Here is a 25,528-nt window from a genome sequence, read left to right on the forward strand (position 1 = left end):
ATGCCAGGTACAGCCGAACTTTTACCTGTGGGAACCCAGGATCTTGGTGTATTACCCCGCAAGGGGCGAGAAGATTATTTACCCGAGATCGAGTGGCATGACCAGCACAAAAGGCATGCCCTAATCAAACCCGATGAAAACAATGAATACACGATCACAGAAAGCCTGATAAAGGCCAGTTCCCATTGTGCGCTTTATGATAATCAAACGAAAATTTTAGAATGGCATTATGGAGAGGATGGCCGTTTAATTGTGCAATCCTATACTGAAAAGCAGGTGAATTTATTTGCTGCGCTTAAAGTTAAAGAATGTTTGATTAAAGCCCAAGGTCCTTTATTTTTCAAAGGAAAATTAGATAGTGAGGCTACTGTCGCTATTGATGCAGAGGCTTTATGGTTGGCTGATGCGGTTACCTCTGAAGGCACTATTGTTTTAAACACACGTCAAGGAGTCGGCCTTTTAGCACCGGTTAACGGGCAGCACTTGGTAATTAATGCCTCATACATTCACCAAGAAGCGGACCTCCAACTTTCAGGACAATTGGATGTCTCTACGCAATGCTTTAAACAAGATGCTTCTGTTAAAACCTCGGTAACCTCGTTACGCTTTATTGCTGCTCAATGTGAGATGAGAGGCGAGCTAACAGTTAACAGGGAATGCTTTTTGACCTCGACTATCCTGGTTTGGGGACATGAAACAGCACAGTCTACTTTCCGTTTCTCTGGTGATAATCATATCCATGCCCGCTACTTGCAACTGCACGGAGACACGCAGGCCCGTATCGGGAATTTAGAAGGAAATAAAGAAGGGAGCTTTATTGTTGACCAGGAATTACTGGTTGATGAAATTGCTGTTGCTCATTTTTTTAATACAAAATGTTCTATCAATAAAACGGATAACCAGGGTGAACTCTTATTCGATCAATGCAGCGCGGAAACCCAATTTGTTAAACAAAGCGGGATATTCGACGCACACCAATCCCTGTTAACTGTTGCTGGCGAGTTTACACAACATAACCACGCATTCACGGAACTAAAAGATTGTGTTTTTAATGCCTCCCTGACCAATGTGTGTGGTGGTGAGTTTTTTGTAAGCGACACTGCGTACAAAGGTCAATTTTGCAAGGTATATGCTGGTTTTTTGGCACTTCAAAATCGATCCGAGATTGAAATTGAAAAACTATTTTTAGCCAGGGAGGCTCGTTCAATAGTTCATGATTGTAATGTTAAAGCGCATCATTCTATCGAAGCATCAGGAGAACTGTCTTTTGAAAGCACTGATGTAGAAACAACCTACTTAAAAACTATAAATGGGAAGTTTACCAGTAAGAAGTCAACTATAAATGCTGATGCCCTCGTGCAATTAAGAGGTGTTACCGAATTAGCGGAGTCACATATTGTAGGAAAGACAATGACTCTGGATGGTGAGTTGTCAATTAATAAAGCCCAATTGAATGCGGATTCGTTAAAAATAATATCTCAAAAAGCAACCATTAACTTATTATTTTCTCATTCAGGGTACCTTCAATTGCAGGGCAGCGAGAATGCAGAACAAGTTGTTTTTAAAGGATGTGGGTTAACCACTCAATTACTTTCTTGCCTGGATCACATCACTTTTGACTCGTCTACTTTTTATGGTGTTTCTGAGAAAAAAATCATTCATGATTTGCGAGCCCATTTAAAACTCAATAATGCAAAATTTATTACGGAAGATCATATAAGAAATTATATGAATGGTGAGATTGAGTTAGAGAACAACAGTATTATGAAGGTGCGGCTGTTGCATTCGCAAGGGGCTATGAAGGCTAAGGATTCGCAGTTATTTTGCGAAATTTTATGGCAGGAGAATGCGGCTCTTGAGCTTGAGTCAAGCGCCATTAAGATCAGGGATGAACTTCGAACAAAAGCCAGTAAACTCGTGTTAAATAAAGGCTCTGTCATATTGGCAGCATCCACTCAATTGAGGGAGGCTTCTGCACTTAACTTGAACGAAGGAAGTACGCTCATTTCCCAATCTGGGTTGGTTAATAGTTCAGATTCCACAATTACCAGCACAGACTCAAGAGTTTTTGCCAAAAAATTTAAAGCATATGGACGTACGGAGTTATGCTCCAGCTTATTAGTTGCTGATGAGCTGCTTATTTATGACGGCTTTGCAGCTAACTCTATGTCAGAGGTTACTGTAGATGGCTTGATTGTTATTGCTTTAGAAGGTCATGCCCGGCTGGAAAATTCAGCAGTAGCTGCAGATACTCTTACAACCTTTGGCAGGATGGATGTAAGTAATTCTGCCTTGGTAACTAAAGAGGACGTACAGGTTTTTTCCTCTGCGACGTTAACCTTGGAGGGGCGGTCAAAGGTAGAAGCTGAAAACATGCTCGTCAGGGGTACTTTGGATGTTCAGGATAAACCCGAAGTAGATAGTGGGAAACAGCAAGAAAAAACCATTTCTTTAATTAAGGTGAATAAAGAATTACATGCTGCTGAGGCTGCTACGATAAAAGGGACCTCTGATTTATTGATTGAAGCTGAAAAATATGTGCATTCAGGCACTACAAATTTTACTGGGAAACTGAGCGTAACCGGAGGAATGCTCACTAATCATGGTTCCTGGGAAGCACGTAGCCTTTATCTGGGATTGGATGATCAAGTACGCAATTTTGGCTCTTTCTCTGCCGAAAATATGACGACTCACAGCAATTTTCTTAATTTAATGGGGCAGGTTTATGCCAGAAAATCATTATCCGTAGCGGGTTTTTATGGCGTTAATTCTGGTCTAATTGCAGCTAATAATTATTCAAACTCTACATTATTGTCAGTTAATGGTGGATTAGTACTTCCTAACTTCTCCGCAGATCCTCAGCATCTTTTTACATGGGGTAATTTTGCAGCAGTAGGCAAAATAGCCTTGACCACCCTGTTTCCCGGATACAGTAATGCGGTTAACCTGGGATTTATGGGCTTAGGGCTTTGGTACAACGAGCCGTCTCTTTATAACAGAGCTAAAGATTTTAATTTGGATAGCATGACTAAAGATTTTAATTGGAAGCGGTATAGGAGCATGCGTCGACATGAGTTGATGGCAGAGCTTTGCCAGCTTAAAGGTCTTGCTTCAACTGCATATAGTGCTTTTAATATGGCTTACTCAATTCCTGGTGAATTATCCAGTTTGAGTAAAGATTATCCTGCTATGAAAAGGGTTTTTGATCTCGAGAGTTACTCCTATTCCCATCTCAAATCAGCCGCATCTCAGTTTGATTACCAAAATTTTGGCAGACGTTCCGCAAGTATTGTTCTAGGTAATTACTTCGATGACTCTTTAGTTAATATCAACTTGGGACTAAGCGTGGCCCCAACTACCAAGAAAAGAAGTCTGTTTAGTATTAATACTGGGGCGGAGTGTTCTCTTCTATCACACAATGTCGAGAACCTGGCGTTTTTTAATAGTGGCTGGTCTGGCGGTAGCGAGGCATGTTTCTCAACTCGTTATGCCTATAACACAGGTGGTATACAAGGCGTTAATCGGTTTCTCTTTAATGCGGGTAAAACAGTAAACAAAGGAGACATTCGGGGTAATAATGCCTATGTGGCTATTGATCGCCTCACCCAAGAAGGACAGTTTGACTTAAGTAACGGTCAAGCAAGAATAGAGGAATTTAATGATAACAGAGACGCCGTAACTGAATATTCTGATATGTGGGTTACTGGCACCAGTTATGGGTCAGAAGGCCATTTTGCTGCTCAAAGAGCCCGATTCATTTATATCGATAAATTCAGAACCTATGAAAATTCTACAGCCAACACCTCCCAGGTTTTTATTGGTGCGCAGGAGTTCTCGCTTGGCGGGCAGTTAGCACATCAGGATGGGCTTGTTATTGAAGCAGATAAAGCGGTTTTAGCAGAAGATTCAATTGTAACTGGCAAACAAACCAGTAAAGACGAGTTATTTGTACCTAAAGCCGAAATTCCCAAGGAACAAACTGCATCAACAGGTGAACAACCCATGTCAGGTAACGATGCAGCTACAGTAGATGTAGAAAAAGAGTTTAAACCCCAACATATTTTGCAAATTCATGCACGTGAAGTGGTATTTGATGGCAAAATGAGCGGCGGTGATTACACGCAAATCCAAGGAAAGACAGCTCAATCGACTGCGTCGACCCAAACCGGTGAAAATAAAGAAACTACGGTTGCCAAGTTTGAAAAAATGACTGTAGAAGAACATGCCGACATTAAACTGACCAATGGCTCTATCGAAGGCATAGCCACAGAAAATTCAGGCCAGTTGGAGCTTTCCAAATTCTCTCTAAATATGCATGAGCTGGAACAGAACGCTGTAATGAGGCTTGATGATTGTGTTGGGGAGATTAGTGAAGTCACTGATTCTGTTACTGCGACTACTGCTATAGAAGGCTATTCATCACTAAAGGGTACAAGTTTTGTTTCCGTAGGAGGGCTTACAGCTCAAAGCACCCGTTTTAATTATACCGATGAGTTTGTCACCGGGGAAACGAGCCAATTTAAGACAGATAATGTGCATGTGGCTACCGGTCATTTCGAGGTTGGAGGCAAAGTTGACTATCAAAATGCTTTATCAGTCTCTGCGGAAAGGGCTCATTTAAAAGCCGGTTCTGTAATAAACGGCAAACAGACCGCAGAAGATGAATTATTCGTGGCCAAGGAGGAAACAGCAACACAATCTGGTAATACTCCAGCCCTTGAAAAAGAATTTAAACCGCAAAATACGTTTGCCATAGAAGCCGAAAAAGTAAAGTTGGATGGGGCAATTAAAGGAGGCGATTATACGTCAATCAAAGGTGTACAGATTGAAAAAGCAGAAGGTGTAGACGCTGTTGTTGAAAAATGTGAGACCCTGGAGGTAGGCGAATCCGCAGATATCGATCTGACCTATGGTTCTATTGCCGCTAAGAGTGGTGATATTTCAGGGCTAGCTCATTTAAAAAATTTTGATGTAACGCTTGATAAAACACGAGTAGACCAGGATGGGCAATTGTCACTTGAAAAATCCGCGCTCAAAGGTACCGCATTGACAAATGTGGACGGTACATTAAGCCTGGATAATTCTGTGGTTGCATTGGACGAAATGAATTTAAGTACTCGTGGACGCGAAACCATTAAAGATTCCACCATCACTACCGGGAAGTTAATCGATAACAGTCAATTACTCTATCAAGGTCAAGCAGCCCTCTTTACTGAAAGTTATGAACATGGTGGAAAAGTAACTTTTCTTAGCGCACCTCATGGGGGAAGCAATAATGGCAACCTGTTTTATGTAAAATCCAAAACAGCAGATTTACATGGGGCTTCAGCTATCGATAATGCGGTTTTTGATATTGAGCATTTTGCCCATGCTACGCAATTTACTTCCGGTCTGGGACGATACGGAAACTATGGTGTGACCAGCAATCTTGAATTGGATACGCTGGATTATATGACTCTTAATTCGCCCTTTTATCGTGATTGCAATTTGACTGTAAAAGCCAGCGGCATAACGATGACGGCAGATTACAACAGGGCAAAAGATCTCAGCCTGATTTCCACTGTGGGTGATGTCTCCTTATTAAGCACTATTATTAATAATAATTTGTATGTTAAATCTGCTGGAAGTATTCGAACTAACCATACTCTCTACAGTAATGGGCTAGCAAATTTTGAGGCTTCAGGTGGTTTTTATAATTTAGGCGGAACAGTTAACGCTAACACGGTCGCTATTAAAGCCAGCACCATTAAGAACGTCTCTGCAGGCTCTCATGCCGCGTCGGTGGCTTGGGGGGTACCGATGGGGAACGCTGGCATTATTAATGGCCGCACAGATGCCTATCTAGAGGCAACCGCAGCTAATATTGAAAACTATGGCGGGATTATTCGTTCAGGAAATTACACGCAGTTAATTGCCCGGGGAAGTGTCCTTAATCAGTGCAATATAGGTTCTTACCAAGGTGCTTATGATTTGATTACTACCTATAATGGCGGCCTGATTGCCGGTGGTAGCGGCGTGGGCACCAATGGTATTGGCCTTTATATTAAAGCTGACGGCCAAGTTTATTCAGATGCCTCCAATTTCGTCAGTAATGGCGTCAATTATATCGAAGGGGACAAAGGCCTTGAATTTGCTGCCCGGCAAGAAACCCATATTTCAAATATTACAACCACTAAAAATTGGTACGGAAAAACTACCCGTCATGTAACCATGACGACTACTGTTACCAACTCTGTGGTTCATTCTGCAATTGGACAGAATATTTTAGTCACTAAGCATGGAGGAGTTAAATCAGTAGCAACCCGTTTCTCATCGCCTGGAGGAACGCAAATTTATGCCCGTGATAATGTTGATTTATATAGTCTAAGGACCGAATCGCGCGATTATCAATCCACGCGCAGTTTGTGGGGATTATCAAAACACTCCCGATTACAAATTGATCAGGAGTCCACCCCGACCTTATTTATTGACAATGGGGTAACACGTATCCATTCTTCAGAAGGCTCTATTGACGCACGTGGTGCTTATTTTACAGGTGCTGGCGATTTAGACTTAAGAGCCCATGGTCGCATTAAGTTTGGCGTGGATATTCTTGACCATGACGTTGTGGAAAAAACACGACGTTTAGGCATCTCGGTACCTGGTATGGGAGCCTGGCAAGCTTGGAAGAGCACTGGTAACTTGATGGATACACTCACTGCTGAAGATGCAACCTTAGCCAAGCTAAATTCCATGCTATCCAGTAACAATACGAGCGAATTATTAGCTAACTCAGCCAACTTGGGTATTAATTTGTATAACACCACAAATGGCATAATGCGCGGTCTTGGAAACGATAACCTGACTAGTGAATTATTAGCACGCTATGGACTTGGAGGAGCCAATGGATTTTCTCCAACCATTACTCTCTCTATGACTGAAAGCAGAACAACAGCCCAATACCAAACGCAAGGGGTAGGTGGTGTTAATCGAGGTGGCGATGTTTACCTCGAAGCCAGCGAAGGGATTGACCTGGAAAATGGAGTTCGGGTTCATGCAGGCGGCGATATGGAAGTTAATGCACCTGAGTTGATCGCTAAAGCAGCGGAGTTACATTCCTGTGTTGATCAAAAAACGACAGCCCAAAGCCTCGGGCTCTCTCTGACTGGGGAATTGCAGGATGCGTCTGTCGGATATTCTCACCAAAAGACACAGGCAACCCATTATGTAAATGCCGAGTTATCTGCTAACGGCAATATGGATTTAAATTACCAAGGGGAGGCCATGCATCATGTCAGGCTCGATGGCGGTCGAATTGAGGCACGTACGCTGGATGCCAAAATTGAAAAATTAGATGTGATTGACAAGCAAGACCTGACAGTGACTCAAACTGAATTTGCCAGTGTCAGCCTGTCAGGTCAGGTATCTGCCTATAAAGGTAAAGGGACGTCAGCCATTACTACTGAGCATAGCGCTATCCATGTTATTGAGGGGATTAATAACAACGGACATTCCTTTCATGTTGATGAAGCCTCCATGCATGGCGGAGAAATTCTTACGGAGGGTGTCAATACTATTCAAATTGACCGACTAGTTACTGAGCAAGTCGTCGATCACCAATCTTACAGCGGGATTGGCATTAGCCTTAATGTGAATGACTTGCAACGTTTAACAGGTCAAAAAGCAACAAATGAAACAGGTGAACAGGCCATTGCTGTTGCTGAGATGAGTTTTGACCGCATTGATTATAAGGCAGAAAAAACGGCGGTGATTCACGGAACCCAAGGGACACAGGCACAGATTAAAGAATTGGTTGGCGAACTGCATACTGAATCTGTTGATGGAACCAAGGTTATTAAACAGGATGAATTGCATTTAACTTTAGATATTCCTGTTACTAATAGTGATTATCTTGAGAAATCCCGTGCCAACATTCAAGCCGGTTTAGATAAAATTTCCATAGCTTTAGGGATAAATGAGGTACCTGAAGTTGAGATACCTTTGCTGGATGAAAAAACACTGCCTTCAAGAAGAAAGGATGATGATGAGGAAGAAGAGGAGGAAGAAGAAATAGACAATAGTCTTGAAAAAGACAAGACTAGTGAAAGAAAAGAATCCGCTTCTGAGCGAGAAAAGAGTGCTGAAGAAAAGATTGTATTCTCTCCTGAGGAAGAAAAAGCGCTTCTAGAGGCTGCTTTTTCACTCATACCGAGTGAGGAGCAAGAGCAAATTAAAATACTTGTTTCTGAGCTTGAAAATAAGCGGAAACAAACTGGGAAAGTTGATCCAAAGTCCCAGATGGTTCTTCAACAACAAATCAAGTCTGCCATTCTGCAAGTATTTAAAGCTGCTTCAGAAGATAGCTGGGGTCGGCTCAGTAAGCAATTGGGCCCCGGGACTAGCGAAAAACTTGGCAAGATTCTTTCGTCTCCCGATGCGGCCTCTAAACTAGGGATCAAAACTTATTTGGGTACTAAAGGTGTATTCATTACGTTTGCCTTCAATCTTGGTTTGAAATCCGTAGATGGTGATAAAGATCTACTTAAAGAAGCAATTACTGATACGGCAGGAGATATTAGTTTTGGTATTTTATTAAGTTATACCGCCGGCTCTTTAGCCGGCCCCATTAATTGGACCTTTGTTGGTTTAGGGATTGCTGATTCATTTTTATATGATGAAAAATCCGTCGATCAATTATTCAAGGATAGCCTCAGCACGATGCGTGAAGGCCAAAAATTGCTTGACCAGGGTGCGCTATCAGAAGGTCTTGGCGCGCAGATTACTGCTTCCGCACAACTAAAATTGGCCAGTCAGGCCCAGGCCGCTCACTATCTGTTGACATGGCCATCTTATTTCGCAAAGCCTTTTAGTTACGTTTGGGATAAAGTAGCAGGAAAGCGGGAAATCCCTGAGGCTCCCCAAATACCTACCCCCGCACCCAATCGCAATAGTTTCTTTTCCCAAACACCCGGTAAATCTGGAGACCAGAAAAAAGAAAATGTTGTAAAGGAAAGTTACTCACAACAGGAAAAACGTTCATGGTGAACTTGAAAAAAACAAAGCTAGTGTTGCTACTTTTCCTTTTACTAGGGTTAAGTCACGCCAGCTTTGCCCAATTAACTCCATGGGAAAAGCTCGAGAAACAATATTTAGTCGCAAAGAAACAAGGGCACTTCCAGGAAGCCCTTACGTTTGCGCGCCAGGCTTTTGCGGTAGCTAGGCATAGCGAGCTGAAACAATTCCCCATGAGTTGTCTTTATTTAGGCGCAGCCTATCATGATCAGGGTAACTATAAGCATGCTGAAATGATGTATAACTATGCTTTGTCCCTGTGGACAAAGATTTATGGCTCCGATAGCCTTGCAGTTGCTGGAGCAATGGATAGTCTTTCTAAAAATTATTCTGCCCAAGGAAAATATAAAGAGGCAGAGCAGTTTGCTCGCAAAGCGATGAGAATCTTAGGTAAAAAATACGGTAAAAATGGCCGCATGTGGGCTTCACAGCTCGCTAATTTAGGTTGGATTCAAGATGAACAAGGCAATTATTTAAAAGCTGAGGCGCTCTATAAGAAAGCACAAGCACTCTTGGAGAAAAAGCCTGTGCAAAACGTACGTCAACTTGCTACTTTATTAAACAATCTCGCTTCTCTTTATGAAACACAAGGGAAATATGAAATGGCCGAGCAACTTCACCATCAAGTCATACAAATGGTCGAACGAGCTCAAGGGCAAGACCATCCAACGTTAGCTACAAATTTCAATAATCTAGGCTCCCTCTATATTACTCTAGGGCTTTATAGTAAAGCAGAGCCACTTTTGAATCGTGCTTTATTCCTTGAAAAAAAATATTATGGCTCAAAACATATTATGACAGCGGTCACACTCAATGATTTAGGTCTCTTATACACGGAGCAAGGGAATTATCAGAAAGCCATATTAATGTATCAGCGCTCTTTAACAATTGATAAAAAAATAGAGAGGGAGGGACCCGATGTTGCAACTTCTTTAAGTAATCTTGCCAGAGTCTATCGAATTCTCGGGCAGTATCATCAGGCTGAAGAATTTGCTTTGGAAGCTCTAAAAATGGATAAAAAATTCTTACCAGCAAATCATGCTTCCATTGGGCGTGATTTGAATAATCTTGCGAGGATTTATGACGCTCAAGGGCAGGCGGCGAAAGCTGAGGATTTATACCAGCAAGCGGTATTAATTTTAGAAAAAGCCTATGGGACTGAACATCCTGAGTTTGCCACTTCTTTGAATAATCTTGCGACTGTTTATGCTGAAAAAAATCAACACCAAAAAGCGGAACAACTTTATCTGCGTGCCATTGCTATCAACGAAAAAAGCTTACCCCCGGAAAGCCCGAATGCAGCTGATGCATTGCATAATCTGGCAGAGCTTTATCTTCGTGAAGGTAAGTACAGCGAAGCGGTAACACTTTCTCAACGGGTAGTTAACTTGAGACAAAAGGCTTTAGGCGTTAATCATCCTGAGGTGGCTAGCAGTTTGAATAATTTGGCACAGGCCTATTCCAATCAGGCTTTATACGCCAAAGCAGAGCCCCTTTACTTGCAAGCCATAGGCATTGTTGAAAAAACGTTGGGACCCGAACACCCTGATCTGGCTACCTATATGAATAATCTTGCCGAATTATACCTGGCTGAAAAACAGTACGCCAAGGCGAAACCGCTCTTTGAAAAAGCGTTGCTAATCAGTACCCAAAGCTTGGGTGCCAGACATCCCACGGTATTGGCAATTCAGCACAATTTAAAACAATGTAAGGAATGAGTCTATTGGGCCAGGCGCTCAGGGGAAAGCTGGCTTAATGACAGAAACCGGGATATGGCGAAGCAAGCTGCGGAAGAGTGGTAGACACACCGAGCTTGATGAATGCTCATGAGTGCTGAAGAAAGTCAGATAATAGGGCTGCGATTTGAAGTCCCTCCAAATGCCTACTAATATGACATAAAGTAAGGCACAGGGAGAGTACCATGATTAAAGCCAAAGGATATGCTGCAAAATCCCCTACGAGTTTGCTTGAGCCGTTTGCTTTTGAGCGCCGAACCCCTGGCAGTGAAGATGTACACATTGCCATTCTGTATTGCGGTATCTGCCATTCTGATCTGCATACAGCGCGCAATGAATGGCAAGGGACGGTTTATCCGGTTGTACCGGGTCATGAAATTGTTGGCAAAGTGATCAAGGTTGGGGACAAGGTAAGCCGATTTAAAGAAGGGGAAACCGTTGCGGTTGGGTGTCTTGTCGGCTCCTGCCAGAAATGCGCCAGCTGTCAGGATGGACTGGAGCAATATTGCGAGACTGGGCAAGTATTCACTTACAATAGCCCGGAGAAAGAAACGGGTGCGATGACCTATGGCGGTTATTCCGACAGCATTGTCGTCAATCAGGATTTTGTTTTAAAAGTACCGTCTTCCCTGGATGTTAAAGCCGTTGCTCCCTTACTTTGTGCCGGGATTACCACGTATTCACCAATGCGTCACTGGAACGTTAAAAAGGGAGATAAAGTAGGTGTGATTGGCTTAGGTGGCTTGGGACACATGGCTATTAAAATTGCCCATGCACTGGGTGCTGAAGTCACTATGGTAACAACCTCGCCAGATAAGGAAAAAGATGCCAGGCGCCTGGGTGCATCCAAGGTTTTAATTTCTACTCATGCAGAAATGATGGCTCAATTTGCAAACTATTTTGATTTTATGATCAATACCATTCCCAGGACTCATGATCTTAATCCTTACCTGAATTTACTAAAGCGCGATGGCACGATGGTTATTGTTGGCGCAGTGGAGATACTTCAATCGCCATTAGATACGCGTCCTTTAGTTTTCGGGCGCAAGAGTGTTGCAGGGTCGCTGATTGGTGGAATTAAAGAGACACAGGAAATGCTGGATTTTTGTGCTAAACATAACGTATTACCTGATGTCGAAATGATCCCGATTCAGAAAGTTAATGAAGCCTACGAACGTATGTTAAAGAGTGATGTGAAATATCGTTTTGTTATTGATATGGCCTCATTAAAACAATAAAAGTTCATTGCAGGGGAAAACCCCAGGCAGGCTTGAATTATCCTGCCACATCACCAAGATACGCTGGCGGAGGTGGAGGCATGATAAGACTGACTTGCACGCTATTGTTTATGTTTATACTGACTAATGGGCTGGCTTATACGCCTCAATTTAATAAGGCAGAGCAGGTTAAAAAGCTTAATCCCTTGCAGTATGACGTTACTCAAAATCAAGGAACAGAAAAAGCCTTTGATAATCCTTATTGGGATAATAAAGCAGAAGGTATTTATGTTGATATTATTTCAGGGGAACCCTTGTTTAGTTCCAAAGATAAGTATGATTCAGGAACTGGATGGCCCAGTTTTACAAAACCAATCGATGCGTCCTATCTGGTTTTGCATACTGATAGAAGTTATTTCTTCATTGTACGAACAGAAGTTCGTTCTAAATACGCAAACTCCCACTTAGGCCATGTCTTTCAAGATGGCCCCAAACCAACCGGGTTACGCTATTGTATGAACTCTGCCGCCCTGAAATTTATTCCGAAGGAGAAAATGGAACAGGCCGGTTATGGAGAATATCTTTATCTCTTTAAAGATTGACTCCCGAGAAGACAGACTTAAAAGAAATTATCCATTTAAGCGATCATTGACTGGAAAAGCGGTCATTTTTCTCTTTTGGGAACTCCAAAAAAAAAGAACTTAAATTACTGCTAATTTGTACTAAATGCCCATTTTAGTATCATGTTAACTTATCTCAAAACAATTAGTGTCATTTTTTTATTCATGATGAATTTATAAAATCTAATCTGTTAATATTTTGTTAATAATTGCTCTTTATAGTTAGCGCAAAAATAGAAGAAGCTAGACATAAAGAGGTTAAAAATGAGTAGAGAAAAAAGAGAAGCGCCTACAATGGAGGCGCAAAATACATTACGCGCAAGATGGGCTGGGATGTTCGGTTTAACGCGACAAGAATGGCATCAAATGACTTGGAGTGCTTTAAATTTCACTACTGTGGCTGCCATAACCAGCGGTAGTATCTCACTGGTACAGAGCCCGGCAAGAACTGCGCTTGCGCACCTGAGCATGAATGGAACGTTTATGCCTCCCGGCACCACCCCCAACATTGGTTTCTTAGCAATTATGAGGACTTTGTATGCTGGGACCACGATGTCTTTAAAAGGTTCAGCAGTAAGAACCGCTTATGTGACTGGCGTTAAAGGGAATAAACCTGTTGAGGGTTTAAGTGAAGAAGCTGCTTCTCTAATTAGAGAAGAAGAACTGATTCAAGAAGGGAGAGCCAAGCAACTCTCGAAGCAAAAGATGGGATTTGTTGCATCCGCGACTTTAGGTGATATGTTCGTAACCCAGGTTCCCGGCACATACACGACGTTGCGAAAAATACCCGGACTGTTACCTGATAATTTTAGATTTACCAAGCCTGCTAACATTTTGCAGGCCATGAAAGCAGGATTTATACCGGCTTATCTGGCTGGATTGACTAATTACACCAGTCTTCTTGTTATGGAGCCCTACATTGCGGGATATATGGCGAGGAATCTACGTATCGAGGATAGAAAGGCCCAGCACTTTCTTGCGGGTGCTGTCAGCGGGTCATTAGCTGCCTTCTTCGCCTATCCTTTCGCTGCTACTTGCGATTATATGGTAGTTCGAACGTCTGTTACCAATCAAGGTATCTTATCCAGTAGAAGTACTCTGAGCATAGCCCAAGAGATTGCTAAAACAGTTAGAGATAATCCAAAACAAGCCATCCATACATTTTTTGGAAATGCTGCCAAACAGCTGCCTATAAGAATGGGGCTCACTGCAATCATTTATTCTATCGTATCAGGGGTTGGTGAAACATTGGGAACTGAGCCATTGAAAGCGGTTGTTCCTGAGCGGTTCCAGCCCGGAAATAATTCACAGGGATTTTTTGCTAAACCCCCTGTTACTGAAGAGGGCTCTTCTGTAGGGAATACTCAAGTCCCACCTCAAGAAACTCCCAAAGGGCCCTAACCAGTTAGGGTGCCCGGGCAGGAAAACCATCTTTGTGTTATAAAAATGGTTTTCCTGCCTGATTTGCTGTATAATGGACATTTTCAAGCCAACTAAATTTATTAGGGATAGAATTATGTTACGCTTTTTTCAAAATGCAGCTTGGCAGACTGCCAAAGGCACTGGAAGTATTTTAGCTGCAGCGACTGTTACTCATGTGACCTACTCCCTGGGTTCCTATGCGTATAGTTATCTAAACTCAAAGCTTCCGCTATTCTCAAACAATCCACCACTGCCCCCTAAAGATAAAGGGACTACCGATCATTCAAATGATGAAATAAATTCAGGATCGCATGGACTGGGCTTTTAAAACGCTCACCACACCCTAGCCCCGCCAATTTTCTGCCTTCTGGAAGAAGTCCAGGAGGTTGGATTACAATGACTGAATTAACGCTTCAGATGAATTGATATATAACTTGTCAATAATCCTTGTAATTAGAGAAGCTGGGCCAGGGGCATCGCAGGAAGTGGGGCCAACGCAATGGGCATAAAACTCCACTGCATTTCTAGCAGCGATGTACCGGTCTTCCTCCACTGAGTGAAAAACGCCAATAATGGCAGAAAGCAAACTGCCTATACCAGCTACTCGTTGCAGCAGATTGGAGTCAAAATTAAAAGAGTCCACTTTATCCTTATCAGCCACAATATGTCTTTTTCCACTGACAACAACCGTTAACTTGTATTTCCCTGCTAATAGTTGAGCTTTTTCAGTCATGACCGTAAGATTGGTGACACTATGATTTTGGAGCCCGATTTGCCCAGTCAATAAACCGTCAATTTCACTGGGATAAGCGCGAATAACGGAAATAGCATGATTATTGATAATTTCGATGGCGGTATCCGTTCTATAGTGACTGGCCCCCGCGCCTACCGGATCTAAAATAATAGGGATTTTGAATTGATTCGCTGTTTTACAGATGTGATTACACAGTTTGATAAAATCATTGTCCAGTTTTCCCAGATTAATCACAACCGCCTTGGATAGGTTCAGTAACTCCTCAACTTCTTGCCTGGCATTATTCATAATAGGTAATGCACCGATACTCCGCACTCCATTCGCTACCAGGTCGACCGGGAAATAGTCCGTCATATTGAGTATGAAAGGTCGTTGCTCCCTAATTTTAATTAGAATGTCCCTTATCTTCGGCGTCATACCAATTCCTTTTTAAGTCCTGTGGCAATAAAACATCATAACTGTTGTTTTTCTAATATAAAACCATCAATCCTGTTGTTTCTGCGAGTTAGTTTTTTACTGCCATCTGATCCAGTTTTATAAATAGCAACTATCCTAATAGAAGAGCATGGACAAAACCAATTCAATTAAGGTGACCATCTATTATGATTTGGCTATATCTGGTTGTTGGTGCACTAACTGCTTTACTCGTCGGTGGATTGCAATATTATTTCCGCAATAAACCCCAAACGACATTCGGGATAACTGCTTTTGCAGTCGTTGTTGTTCTGCTGATAGTGAAATGGTATGGCGTACCTTACTACCAGGCCTGGAGCTTTGAGAGTGATTTAAGGAAAGAGTCTACTTTCTTCGATTTACTTGCCCAAAAATCACCGCAGGCGTTTAAAGAATATATCGATAAAACAAAAAAAGACATCATTCATAATGATTCACAAAATGTTATTGCCTACACCAGTGAGTTGGTTAGCTCGCAAATGACAAAATATGGTGCACAGGCAACCAATGAAGCCATTTATAACCAGGTCAAAGCCACTATTGATTATTACAATAAACTTGACGCAATTAATCCTGTATTAGTCTTATTCCTGGAATACCCCAATATTTTTGCCGATAAATTGAGTGAGAAGGAAATAGAATCAGTCTCCGAAGGTCCTGAAAACCCTATACCAACAGCCAATCAGAACATCATAAAAAGTGCGTTGGAAACGCCTCAGCCTCCGTTGTCTAAAGCGGATAGGATCAAGGCTCAAATGATACTCAACAAAATCATTGAAACACTATCAACACAGTATGGTGAGAAAAAGGTAGAAATGACTTTTCAACATCCTGATGATCCCGCTTTAGATAAAAAGACGGCAGCAGAAATCATAATAACCTTTTATCAATTACTGGTTGAAAGAGGGGAAAAAGATACGGGGTTAGTGATTAGATATATCTCGAGTTCGAATCGTTGAATTGCTTCGTCGATACGGTGCTCGAATCTTCATGGACTGACGTGTACACTGAGGTTCTGCACGAGTTTCGAAAAGAGTAATACGTTATAAGGGAATGGGAATGTTTCAATGGATAAAAAATTGGTGGCATGGGTATCTTATCAGGCACTCAGCAATCACCGATATGGAATGGCAAACTGCTTTTAGAAATTTATCGTTGCTCCATCGTTTAAGTGAGGACGAGAAGATAAAGTTAAAAAAATTAGCCATTTTATTTCTTCACTATAAGTCCCTGGAAGGTGCGGGAGGTTTTGAAATAACCTCCTCTGTACGCATAGCCATCGCGCTGCAGGCTTGTCTGCCAATCTTAAATCTTGGATTAGACTGGTATGAAGGATGGGTTTCCGTCATTATCTATCCTGGCGCTTACCGCAGGGAGAATGTTGAAGTGGATGAATGTGGCATAGTCCACCAGGGCGTGGCGAATCTGAGTGGTGAATCCTGGCAACACGGTCCGGTCATTTTGTCCTGGGGGGATACCTTAAATCACAGTGAAAATGATGGTTCTAATGTAGTGATTCATGAATTTGCACATAAATTAGATATGCTCAACGGAAAAGCCAATGGTTTGCCACCGCTCCATCAATGGATGTCGGTACGACAGTGGGCAACGGTTTTCAATCGCGCCTATGCCGACTTGGAAATCCAGTTACAACAGCACAAAACGATTCCCATTAATCCCTATGCATTGACCTCCCCGGCCGAGTTTTTTGCTGTTTTTAGCGAGATTTTTTTCGAGAGGCCGATGGTTATTAAACGGTATTATCCTGAGGTTTATGAGTTACTGAGGAGATTTTACCGCCAGAATCCATTGAGGCCGCCAGAGAAATGAGGGCAACCGTGTGATTGGCCAGGTAGATTGCCCCCATTGGATAACCCTAATCAGCATCAGGTGGTTTAAGATCAGTTTTTAAAGGATTGAGGGTGCTTGATTGTTTTTGTATTGCGGCGTTGGTCATTGAGGGAGCACTGTTTTTCTCTCGTTGATCCACGACTGCACTAAACTGGCTTATCTCAGTAATTCGTTGACTTTGCTCGGCACTGCCAAATTTTTCCTGGCGTGCCTCCTCTTGCAGCTGGCTTTTTATATTCGCCGCACTGCCTTCATAGAGCTTGCCAGAATTATTTGAATACATGTAGTTGTCTATATTCTTGAGGCCATTATCGCTAGTGAGCACACCGCCGCAGCAAAATGAACACATCCTGGCTTCATCTTCATAAAACTTTTTCTTCTGCTGCGCAGAAAAGGAAAGGATGGGTGGAAATTCGTCTAACAACGATTTTCTTCGTTCATTATCGGGATCATTATCGTCCAAACATTCTTTTTTATACCGATCAATAAAGGGTGAATCCGATGTGCCAGGGACCAGGTTTTGAAAATAGAGCAAATCTTTTGGTTCGTTACGCGCACCCATTTTACTTAGTTTCATAGTTTCCCTCCATTCCCTTTTTCCTCTTCAATCGTCGTTTTTTACACGTTTTAACTGACCGTGGTTATAAGGTATTGCTCATTGATAAAGCCTATCACATTAAGAATAGCTCGGTTTTTAAAGGTGATTTTAATTGAAACTATTGAGGTTAAGTAAGAAACTGTAAAGTATACTCTTTTTGTTTTATTTTAAGAGTGAAAAGGTTATTAAGCACCCAAAAGGCCGCTTGTGGAAAAACTGACAAAGGGGAGGAATCCCTTGCTCAGGTTAAATCGTTTGACTCCGACTTCTCCACGTCTACTCTTATTTCAGAACTGATCCTATACTAAGCAGAGTAATTGGGGTGTAAAACCGTGACAAAATAGACAAGGAACTTCTATGTTACAGAACCCGCTCGATAATCGCTCCCTTTATAATTGGTACGATTTTACTATGAGGGCTATTCAGCCTTATTCGGATTATTGCCACACCCTATCAAAACGCTTTCAACGGCTGGCAGATACCTTGAGCCTACCAATGACTATTCCCTTTCTTTCTGAATTACAAAATGAACTATTAAAAAATATCGCCCAAGCAGGAATACAAAATTACAGGGAAGTTGCTGGCTACCTGTATGTATACCATATGATCACCAATATTTATGAAAAACCGGCATTTGATATCAAGGAAGTTAAATTAGGCGATGACTATTGTGATATTTATGAAGAAACCATCGATCAAAAAAGTTTTTGCAATTTAATTCGCTTTAAAAAAAGAGAGATCTTGCGGGAAAAACCCTTCCCTAAATTGCTGGTTGTTGCACCTATGTCAGGCCACTATGCAACCTTGCTCAGAGATACGGTGAGAGGACTATTACCTTTCTATGATGTTTACATCACCGATTGGAAAAATGCCCGTGATGTCCCGCTAAAAGAAGGGGGGTTTGATTTAGATGAGTTTATTGCTTATATCATTTCCTATTTCAAACTCTTAGGGCCTGATCTGAATGTTTTGGCTGTTTGCCAACCTACAGTTCCCGTATTGGCAGCGCTCGCATTAATGTCAACCGACAATGATCCCAAATTACCGCGCTCGGCTATCTTGTTAGGAGGGCCCATTGATACGTCTCAATCACCCACTGCAGTTAACGAACTCGTTGCTTCCAGGGATGATGATTGGTTTCATCAGAATGTTATTTCAATGGTTCCAAGTCGTTTTCCTGGGGCAATGAGGCTTGTTTATCCGGGATTTATGCAGTTGTCCGGTTTTATGAGTATGAATTTACCACGGCACATGGAGTCACTTAAAAATGCTATTAATAGCTATGCCGTAAACCACCGCGATAAGGCATTGAAAATTATCCAGTTTTACCTTGAATATTTTTCTACAATGGATTTAACCGCTGAATTTTATATGCAAACGATTCATACCGTCTTTCAAGAGCAATTACTGGTAAAAGGACGCTATAAATCAAAAGGAAAAGACATTCGATTACACGATATAAGAAATACTTCGCTGTTAATCATTGAAGGTGAGCGGGATGACATTACCGGCCTTGGACAAACCAAATCAGTCATTGATTTATGCAAAAATCTTCCTGATAAGATGAAAAAATATTATCTGGCGGAAGGGGTCGGCCATTATGGATTATTTAATGGCAGTAAATTTCGCAAGATGATCGTTCCTGAAATCAATAAATTTATTGGTATATAAAAAACACCCCTACCAGGTAGGGGTTGAAAATAAATGAGTGCTGATCACTCAACAGCTATTTTTTCCGCTGCAATTTGGTTGAAAGAGGATTCATAGCAAAAGGAGTGTCAAACTTATCATTTTGATCCATTTCCTCTTCCTCCTCATCTTTGTCCTCCTCAGGATCCTCTAATGGGTTTATTGGTATCACGGGAACTGGCTTTGGAGGACTTGGTTTGGGTTGAGCGCCAAGCCCCTTTAGCATTTTGGAGTCAGAAAGCTCTGTATTTGTATCTTCTTCTACCGTGGGATCTTCTTTTTCAAAGCTTTCCTGTTTATCTTCTTCTTTCTTATCCTTATCACTTTGGGGTAAAAACATTAACTGAAACGTTAGCAAAAAACTTTTCATCATATGAATAAGCCAATCAAAAGGTTTCTTCTCATCGATGTCTTTTGATTTATCCAATTCATGATTCAGTTCGCTTTGAAGCTCTTTTCTTTCCTGCTCCAACTCTTTGTCTTTTTGATCAGCCATCATTCTTCTCGCTATCAATCAGCCTGTTAGACCTATTATACAATTTATGTGATCATGTTTTGACCATTTTTAATGTAAAATATTAGAAAACGCTTCTTTACTATCCATTATAGTCCACCGATCGCCGACCAGTAGCTTATTCATAAAAAAATCAAATAATTCAATTGGTTATCAAATTGAAATCGTCAGTCCTTCTTATTGTTTTATGACAGGTTACCTATGCCGGGCCTGTTGGAAAGAATATAATGAATCACTGGAATGATTTAGGTGAAGAGGCAATGGCAGCAGATAATCAATGTTACTGGGTTTACATTTTACTGTGCAGCAACAATACCTATTACACCGGCTATACCACGGATCTTGATAAACGCTATCAATCCCATGTTAATGGTACGGGACGATGTAAATATACACGCAGTTTTAAACCGGTTTGTATCGCCCAGTCCTGGAAAATTAATGGCTCCAAGGCTCAGGCATTGAGAATAGAACGCTACATTAAAAAGCTGTCTCACCGTGATAAGCAAAAAATTATTGCAGAACCACTGGACTTTTTAACCCGGGTAATGAGTGAGTCAGGAGTAGCGTAAATAAGGCACCATTTAGCAATTCGGGTTAAAGCCTGCAGGCTTTAACCCGGAAGATTATCCCCGTCCCTCATTAATTCCAGCGGGAAGCCCCGTAATACCACCAGGACAGAAGGTGATGATATAACTGGTAGAATTAGGTTCCCCGGCCACATTGATATTATTGGTACAACCAAAACCACTGGTTTTGTCATCAAAAGGATAAACATAGGCTGAGGGGCACGCCTGCTTCATCCATTGAATCATCGGTTGAACAAGGGAATTCCACTGAGCATTGGTTTGTGGTTGCGAAGCGCCCACTTGCGTACAACTTTGGGTATTGGAATTGGCAGCAATAGCCACATTATTTGTTTGCGCCGGATTCCACCAATCCGCACAGCCGCAACATTGCGCGATGTCGGTCGCTGAGTATCCTGGATAGGCATTATAACAAGTATTATATCTTGGACCGGTATAACCAGTAGGAACAGCGCATAGCATCAAATTAGATAACACTGCTCCAGATGGATAAAACGGTGTAGTCGCCGTGGGGAGTGCTTGATTACATTTAAAGTAGCTTTGCACTGCGGCAGGAGGATTAGCGCCACAGACTTGATCAGCAGACCAGTATCCCAGGAAATTTCCACAGACCTGGTTAAAACTGCTATCGAGCCCACAGAATGTATTCGCTGGGCAACCCTGATTGCCTGCAGTAATAGAGCAAGATGTTCCGCCGTTCGTAACCCAATAAAATCCATTACCTGGCACTTGATTAATAACCGGCACTACCGCGTTATTCCAATTGCAGGCACCAAATCCATTGGTTGCCACGTTATTACCCGGTGTTCCGCAATTGTAATTATTGGGAGTGGCCGGAATAGAAGTTGCCCCGGATTGATAATAAACCGGTTGCATGGAAATCGGGATGTGGAAACCATTGATCACTTCCACATCATAGCTATCTGCACTGGTAAGATTCATAGTGATTTCAGCCTGGGTTGCTGGTTGGGTGAACCCTACTCCCGGTGCACAGGCTGTACTACCACCGCTATTACCGCAAGAGGCTTGCTGGCAGGAAGATGTTCCGTTACATAGTGTACTTGCAGAGATATTGCCGCTCCATTGAATACTGGGATCGGTCCCTGGATTCACATCGATAGTCACATTATTGGTGCCGCCACTGGCAGTTAATAAATAAGCCTGGGGAGCAACAACAATATTGGGTGGGGGATTATTCCAATAGCATTTGTGAGTAGAAGTATTACAGCTGGTACCGGCAGGACAAGCTTGGGTTGGGCAATTCGGTGTACTGGTCAAGCTGCTGCCGTTGAGTGAAAACCACACATCGAAATCACAGTCATTGACCAAGGTAACAGTTCTGCTTGTTGGCAATGCCGTGACGACAGAGCCCGAAGTAATCGCCGTAGCAGCGGGTTGAGGAGCACCACTAACCGAATAAGGAACCTGCGCTGTTAACACATAGGTATCGGGTGGGTTATTGGCTACAGGTGCTGTGAAAGTTACGGTTAACAGGCAAGCAGCGTTGGTGAGGGTTTGCGGGATCAGACAACTGCCAGCGACTGCTGATAGCGTTGCTGAACAATCATTTCCTCCCTGATCACAACTAATCGTTGCCCCCCCGGGAATATCGACGGAACCGGTTGCTGTAAATAGAAACTGAACTTGATGGACACTGTTTTGCACAATCAACGGCGGTAAAGCGAACTCCGTCACGACCGTACCGACCAGAGGCGCTGCCGGATTCACTACCTGGGTTAACGTACTCATTTGAACCGGGCTATCGGGCGGGCCACTATAAGAAAGGCGTGCAGTGACTTCCTGAATCGAAGGAGTAGTCGAGGTCACCGTATAAGTCCCTTCTACATAGCAAGTTCCCCCGTTTGCCGGAAGCGTACCGATACAAGTGGAGGTGTGATTTGGTATCCCCAGTGTTTGCGTGACATCCACTGATAGACTCGTTGCATCGATTGCACTGTTGTTGGTGAAGGTAAATTTATAGCTGGAAGAGGAACCATTCGTTACCTGGAATGGCAAGGAGTCAGTCACAACCACTGTGACCGCACTTAACGATTGGCCCGTTGCGATTGTCGTTATTTCTGGTAAAGGAACTCTATCCCTGCTATAGCCTGCGATAGTCAATTTCAAGGATTTTTGGCCAATCACCAGTGGGTTTAAGGCGATAGTGACTGTACAGGATGCGCCTGAAGCTAATAGACGACCGGTGCATTGGTCATTAAAAATAAATTCCACCGAAGAACTTGTCAGATGCTCGATCACTAATGGCCTGACTAAAGAAAAAGGTAGCTGGTTAGTGAATGTATAGACAATGGTATACGTTTGACCAACTGAGGTTTGTGCAGGAAAGGTATTTGAAACCCGCCAGGCGATAGGATCTTTCCCTGCATAAGCAAAAAAAGCAACGAAGAATAGAAAAAAACTTGTGATGATACGGGCAGAGCGGTTCATGATGGTCCTTTCTCATTATTCTGATGGCGTTTAAACGCCATCTCGCTTAAAAATTACACTCATTGAAAATCAGTGGTATTTCGTTCTCATCCCTGGCCTGTTTGCGGATCCCCGCCTGTGCACAGGAATTGGTTCTAGCCATGAAACAGATAGGTCATTCCGAATACCGCAGCGTTGCTAGTCAAGTTTCGAGACGATAAGGTTGCGTTACTCCATTCTTGAAGACCTGGTCCTGAACGGAATTTACCTAAATCCGTGTATTCGTATCCTAAAGAAACCAACCATTGTGGTTTGACCGCCCAATCCAAGCCAGCACCTAACTGGTAAGCAAACGACGTTTGGTTGTGATTAGAAAACCCGGGGCTCACACGTGGTGTTACATTAGGCAGTACCGTTTCACTGTAGTCGCTCGCATGATTAATACTGACGCCAATACCACCCTGAACAAATGGCGCGACATGATGGATTTCCAGGAGATTAATTTTTGATGACGCTAAAATTAAATCGGATGACAGCTTCCATTGATAATTATAATTGGTGAACTCGGGCAAGCTGTACTGCCTAATTTGCCCGTTAATTGTTCTGTTAAAGAAATGAGAATAATTGATTCCAACCGAGACCGCCGGAACAATGAAATGAGTAAAGCGATAACCGCCACCAACCCCTAGCACCGCAGAGGATTCTGAGTCCATCGTATAGGTATCTTTATCACTAGGGCTAGAAAAACCACTGCCGTTATCCACTGTTAATTGATCATCGACATGGGTTCTTTGAGCGCCAATTTTTGCTGTCAAATACCAGCTATTATTTGCTTCCGGAGAAGAGGCGAACCAGGTTGTGGCTTTCGTGTTATTTGCTGCCTTGACTGGCGTTAATACAGGTGGATTAACCTGAACTGGATTAGTTTGCTGATGAGGGACTTTCTGTTTCCGTGTGCAGCATTGCTTTAAATTCCCTGAAAATTGTGCCCCAAGTTGATGGAGTTCCTGCGCATTGAGCGGTCCTATACGAACAGCAAACATAGTCGATACAGGGGTAATGGTGACAGGAAATTGGGTTTTGCTTTTAATTTTCCTGGCTATAGTTTGAGCGTTACTTTTGTTAGAAAACGCGCCTAATTGCAAGAAATAAATTTTCTTATGGGGGTTTCCCACAAAACGCACCGCATTTTGTGTTCCATAAATAACCTGTGATGACCAAGCAGTACTAATAGCGCAACAACTAAATAAGGTCAACAGCAAAGACAGGGTCCACGGACCCGGGTTAATCCTTAACAAAATTAAATCCATTTAATACTTCGAAGGGTAGAAAAGGTTACAATAATTTCCCTCCCAGACGCAAGGTCATTTTCGATTTGTTTATTAGGAATATCTCTATACATCGAGGTGCATTCAAGCCACCCTGTAGCCATTAATAAAGAGCCAAGTGATCTTCTGTTAATCTTTATGTAATAAAAAAGATCTAAAATAGAACTATGAGACCTATTATTAATAGGGGTCACCGTGCCTATTATTACTCCATTCTGGCAGTACCGCCATGCCTCTTTATTTAAGCACGATAAGATAAAGAAAAGTGATATTGAACAGTGTGTGAAAGACTGGACCAGAGGTGAGGAAGAAAATATTACCGTCAACGGAATCAGGTTTGACAAACTACTTGCATCGCGTGGACTGTCAGCCGAAACCCTAACCGGCGAACAGTTAAGAACAGTTTGGCGAGAAACGCTGCTTGCCGAGCTGCCAAAGGCCGAGCAAGATAAAATGCTTGCATTCATGGAACAACTATTTCATCAGGGCGGTGTGCCTTGTGCATTGCGAAGCCGGCTTACGGACGTCGCTTCAGCCAAAGGACATATGGTCGGGGCAAGTGGTGTTAATGGCACGATGAGTTTTTACTGTAGTAGACAATAAGCTGATTATCAAAGAAGACATGCATTTGGATAAAATGCTTTTGAATTCAAATTCCAAGCACGGCGTAAAGCCATTATTGGCAGCAGAAGGGGAGCATTTACTCAGTGGGACAGCCGTTTATTCTATTGATCTAACCGCTAAAGAACCTGCGGTAGAATGCGTCGACCTGGTATTAAATCACCACAACGATACGACAACAAAAATATTTGATACCCGAGGAATCCTTGCAAAAGTCGTGGATTTTTTGAAATCACTGACTGGTATGAATAAATTAGTCGATCCCACTGAAACACAAACACAAGCACCGAGTATGTAAGGGTAGGTTGGGTCACGACCCAACAAAAACCTCTGAAATATCATTTCAGAATTCTCAGCGATTGCGGAAGCTAATTCCAAACTCCGAACCGATGTAGGTTGGGTCACGACCCAACAAAAACTTCTGAAATATCATTTCAGAATTCTCAGCGATTACGGAAGCTAATTCCAAACTCCGAACCGATGTAGGTTGGGTCACGACCCAACAAAAACCTCTGAAATATCATTTCAGAATTCTCAGCGATTGCGGAAGCTAACTCCTGACTCCGAACAGAAGTAGGTTGGGTCACGACCCAACCTACATAAGGTAGCAATCCGCAATAGTCCTTTAAATCAACGTACTCTCCACCATGCGCCGCAACATGG

18 protein-coding genes are annotated in these 25,528 nt (G+C 42.5%); 12 read left to right on the forward strand and 6 right to left on the reverse strand.

Features of this window, described 5'->3' with window-relative positions; translation table 11 throughout:
• The 6 genes from ACN4Z1_RS14685 to ACN4Z1_RS14710 all read left to right on the forward strand — a co-directional run bounded on the left by ACN4Z1_RS14685 (position 1) and on the right by ACN4Z1_RS14710 (position 14,374).
• Positions 1–9,024: a hemagglutinin repeat-containing protein gene (locus ACN4Z1_RS14685; protein ID WP_228363418.1), complete on the forward strand. Its 9,024-nt coding sequence runs from the start codon at positions 1–3 to the stop codon at positions 9,022–9,024.
• Positions 9,018–10,769: a tetratricopeptide repeat protein gene (locus tag ACN4Z1_RS14690; protein ID WP_228363419.1), complete on the forward strand. Its 1,752-nt coding sequence runs from the start codon at positions 9,018–9,020 to the stop codon at positions 10,767–10,769. The genes ACN4Z1_RS14685 and ACN4Z1_RS14690 overlap by 7 nt, the downstream gene beginning before the upstream one ends.
• A gap of 203 nt (positions 10,770–10,972) precedes the next feature.
• On the forward strand, positions 10,973–12,025 hold the full coding sequence (locus tag ACN4Z1_RS14695) for an NAD(P)-dependent alcohol dehydrogenase (RefSeq protein ID WP_228363420.1): 1,053 nt from the start codon (positions 10,973–10,975) through the stop codon (positions 12,023–12,025).
• 110 nt (positions 12,026–12,135) lie between these two features.
• A complete protein-coding gene (gene msrB, locus ACN4Z1_RS14700) occupies positions 12,136–12,606 on the forward strand; it encodes a peptide-methionine (R)-S-oxide reductase MsrB (RefSeq protein ID WP_370634573.1) in 471 nt (156 codons plus the stop codon).
• 282 nt (positions 12,607–12,888) lie between these two features.
• The gene (locus ACN4Z1_RS14705; protein ID WP_228363422.1) at positions 12,889–14,025 is read left to right on the forward strand and encodes a hypothetical protein; all 1,137 of its coding nucleotides are present in this window, start codon (positions 12,889–12,891) and stop codon (positions 14,023–14,025) included.
• Positions 14,026–14,140: 115 nt separating this feature from the next.
• On the forward strand, positions 14,141–14,374 hold the full coding sequence (locus tag ACN4Z1_RS14710; protein ID WP_228363423.1) for a hypothetical protein: 234 nt from the start codon (positions 14,141–14,143) through the stop codon (positions 14,372–14,374).
• A 63-nt stretch (positions 14,375–14,437) separates the two neighbouring features.
• Here ACN4Z1_RS14710 and ACN4Z1_RS14715 read toward each other — a convergent pair whose 3' ends face one another.
• Positions 14,438–15,217 (reverse strand): hydroxyethylthiazole kinase, encoded by a 780-nt coding sequence (locus ACN4Z1_RS14715; RefSeq protein WP_228363424.1) that lies wholly within the window; start codon positions 15,215–15,217, stop codon positions 14,438–14,440.
• A 185-nt stretch (positions 15,218–15,402) separates the two neighbouring features.
• Between ACN4Z1_RS14715 and ACN4Z1_RS14720 the strand changes: the two genes are divergently transcribed.
• Together ACN4Z1_RS14720 and ACN4Z1_RS14725 are read left to right on the forward strand one after the other, a co-directional pair.
• Positions 15,403–16,212, forward strand: a complete 810-nt coding sequence (locus tag ACN4Z1_RS14720; protein WP_228363425.1) for a hypothetical protein — start codon at positions 15,403–15,405, stop codon at positions 16,210–16,212.
• A gap of 100 nt (positions 16,213–16,312) precedes the next feature.
• Positions 16,313–17,083: a zinc-dependent peptidase gene (locus ACN4Z1_RS14725; RefSeq protein WP_228363426.1), complete on the forward strand. Its 771-nt coding sequence runs from the start codon at positions 16,313–16,315 to the stop codon at positions 17,081–17,083.
• 46 nt (positions 17,084–17,129) lie between these two features.
• Here the strand turns inward: ACN4Z1_RS14725 and ACN4Z1_RS14730 are convergent, their stop codons facing one another.
• The gene (locus ACN4Z1_RS14730) at positions 17,130–17,681 is read right to left on the reverse strand and encodes a hypothetical protein (protein WP_228363427.1); all 552 of its coding nucleotides are present in this window, start codon (positions 17,679–17,681) and stop codon (positions 17,130–17,132) included.
• Positions 17,682–18,059: 378 nt separating this feature from the next.
• Between ACN4Z1_RS14730 and phaZ the strand changes: the two genes are divergently transcribed.
• Positions 18,060–19,373 (forward strand): polyhydroxyalkanoate depolymerase, encoded by a 1,314-nt coding sequence (phaZ, locus tag ACN4Z1_RS14735; protein WP_228363428.1) that lies wholly within the window; start codon positions 18,060–18,062, stop codon positions 19,371–19,373.
• Between the two features lie 55 nt (positions 19,374–19,428).
• On the opposite strand, the gene ACN4Z1_RS14740 is transcribed toward phaZ, so the two are convergent.
• A complete protein-coding gene (locus ACN4Z1_RS14740; protein WP_419386812.1) occupies positions 19,429–19,887 on the reverse strand; it encodes a hypothetical protein in 459 nt (152 codons plus the stop codon).
• A 245-nt stretch (positions 19,888–20,132) separates the two neighbouring features.
• Here ACN4Z1_RS14740 and ACN4Z1_RS14745 point away from each other — a divergent pair, with 245 nt between their 5' ends.
• Complete coding sequence (locus ACN4Z1_RS14745; protein WP_228363430.1) at positions 20,133–20,474, forward strand: GIY-YIG nuclease family protein; 342 nt, start codon at positions 20,133–20,135, stop codon at positions 20,472–20,474.
• Positions 20,475–20,528: 54 nt separating this feature from the next.
• On the opposite strand, the gene legT is transcribed toward ACN4Z1_RS14745, so the two are convergent.
• Both legT and ACN4Z1_RS14755 read right to left on the reverse strand, forming a co-directional pair.
• Positions 20,529–22,937, reverse strand: a complete 2,409-nt coding sequence (gene legT, locus ACN4Z1_RS14750) for a Dot/Icm T4SS effector LegT (RefSeq protein WP_228363431.1) — start codon at positions 22,935–22,937, stop codon at positions 20,529–20,531.
• A gap of 134 nt (positions 22,938–23,071) precedes the next feature.
• Positions 23,072–24,214, reverse strand: a complete 1,143-nt coding sequence (locus ACN4Z1_RS14755) for an outer membrane beta-barrel protein (RefSeq protein WP_419423050.1) — start codon at positions 24,212–24,214, stop codon at positions 23,072–23,074.
• Positions 24,215–24,439: 225 nt separating this feature from the next.
• Here ACN4Z1_RS14755 and ACN4Z1_RS14760 point away from each other — a divergent pair, with 225 nt between their 5' ends.
• Positions 24,440–24,847 carry a hypothetical protein gene (locus ACN4Z1_RS14760; RefSeq protein WP_419388379.1) on the forward strand — a complete coding sequence of 136 codons (408 nt, stop codon included), beginning with the start codon at positions 24,440–24,442 and terminating at the stop codon, positions 24,845–24,847.
• Positions 24,848–24,866: 19 nt separating this feature from the next.
• Positions 24,867–25,163: a hypothetical protein gene (locus tag ACN4Z1_RS14765; protein ID WP_419413463.1), complete on the forward strand. Its 297-nt coding sequence runs from the start codon at positions 24,867–24,869 to the stop codon at positions 25,161–25,163.
• 145 nt (positions 25,164–25,308) lie between these two features.
• Here the strand turns inward: ACN4Z1_RS14765 and ACN4Z1_RS14770 are convergent.
• Positions 25,309–25,528 (reverse strand): hypothetical protein (locus ACN4Z1_RS14770; protein ID WP_419413464.1); only part of this gene is annotated, 220 nt, incomplete at its 5' end.

The sequence above is a fragment of the Legionella sp. ST3F1 genome (assembly GCF_048553315.1).
GTDB lineage: Bacteria > Pseudomonadota > Gammaproteobacteria > Legionellales > Legionellaceae > Tatlockia > Tatlockia donaldsonii.

Bases quoted from the DNA above. Each gene is read 5' to 3' on its own strand.
- ACN4Z1_RS14710 (WP_228363423.1), top strand. From the start codon at position 14,141: ATGTTACGCTTTTTTCAAAATGCAGCTTGGCAGACTGCCAAAGGCACT.
- ACN4Z1_RS14695 (WP_228363420.1), top strand. From the start codon at position 10,973: ATGATTAAAGCCAAAGGATATGCTGCAAAATCCCCTACGAGTTTGCTT.
- ACN4Z1_RS14685 (WP_228363418.1), top strand. From the start codon at position 1: ATGCCAGGTACAGCCGAACTTTTACCTGTGGGAACCCAGGATCTTGGT.
- msrB (WP_370634573.1), top strand. From the start codon at position 12,136: ATGTTTATACTGACTAATGGGCTGGCTTATACGCCTCAATTTAATAAG.
- ACN4Z1_RS14740 (WP_419386812.1), bottom strand. From the start codon at position 19,887: ATGGCTGATCAAAAAGACAAAGAGTTGGAGCAGGAAAGAAAAGAGCTT.
- legT (WP_228363431.1), bottom strand. From the start codon at position 22,937: ATGAACCGCTCTGCCCGTATCATCACAAGTTTTTTTCTATTCTTCGTT.
- ACN4Z1_RS14715 (WP_228363424.1), bottom strand. From the start codon at position 15,217: ATGACGCCGAAGATAAGGGACATTCTAATTAAAATTAGGGAGCAACGA.
- ACN4Z1_RS14765 (WP_419413463.1), top strand. From the start codon at position 24,867: ATGCATTTGGATAAAATGCTTTTGAATTCAAATTCCAAGCACGGCGTA.
- ACN4Z1_RS14730 (WP_228363427.1), bottom strand. From the start codon at position 17,681: ATGAAACTAAGTAAAATGGGTGCGCGTAACGAACCAAAAGATTTGCTC.
- ACN4Z1_RS14705 (WP_228363422.1), top strand. From the start codon at position 12,889: ATGAGTAGAGAAAAAAGAGAAGCGCCTACAATGGAGGCGCAAAATACA.
- ACN4Z1_RS14725 (WP_228363426.1), top strand. From the start codon at position 16,313: ATGTTTCAATGGATAAAAAATTGGTGGCATGGGTATCTTATCAGGCAC.
- ACN4Z1_RS14720 (WP_228363425.1), top strand. From the start codon at position 15,403: ATGATTTGGCTATATCTGGTTGTTGGTGCACTAACTGCTTTACTCGTC.
- ACN4Z1_RS14745 (WP_228363430.1), top strand. From the start codon at position 20,133: ATGAATCACTGGAATGATTTAGGTGAAGAGGCAATGGCAGCAGATAAT.
- ACN4Z1_RS14690 (WP_228363419.1), top strand. From the start codon at position 9,018: ATGGTGAACTTGAAAAAAACAAAGCTAGTGTTGCTACTTTTCCTTTTA.
- phaZ (WP_228363428.1), top strand. From the start codon at position 18,060: ATGTTACAGAACCCGCTCGATAATCGCTCCCTTTATAATTGGTACGAT.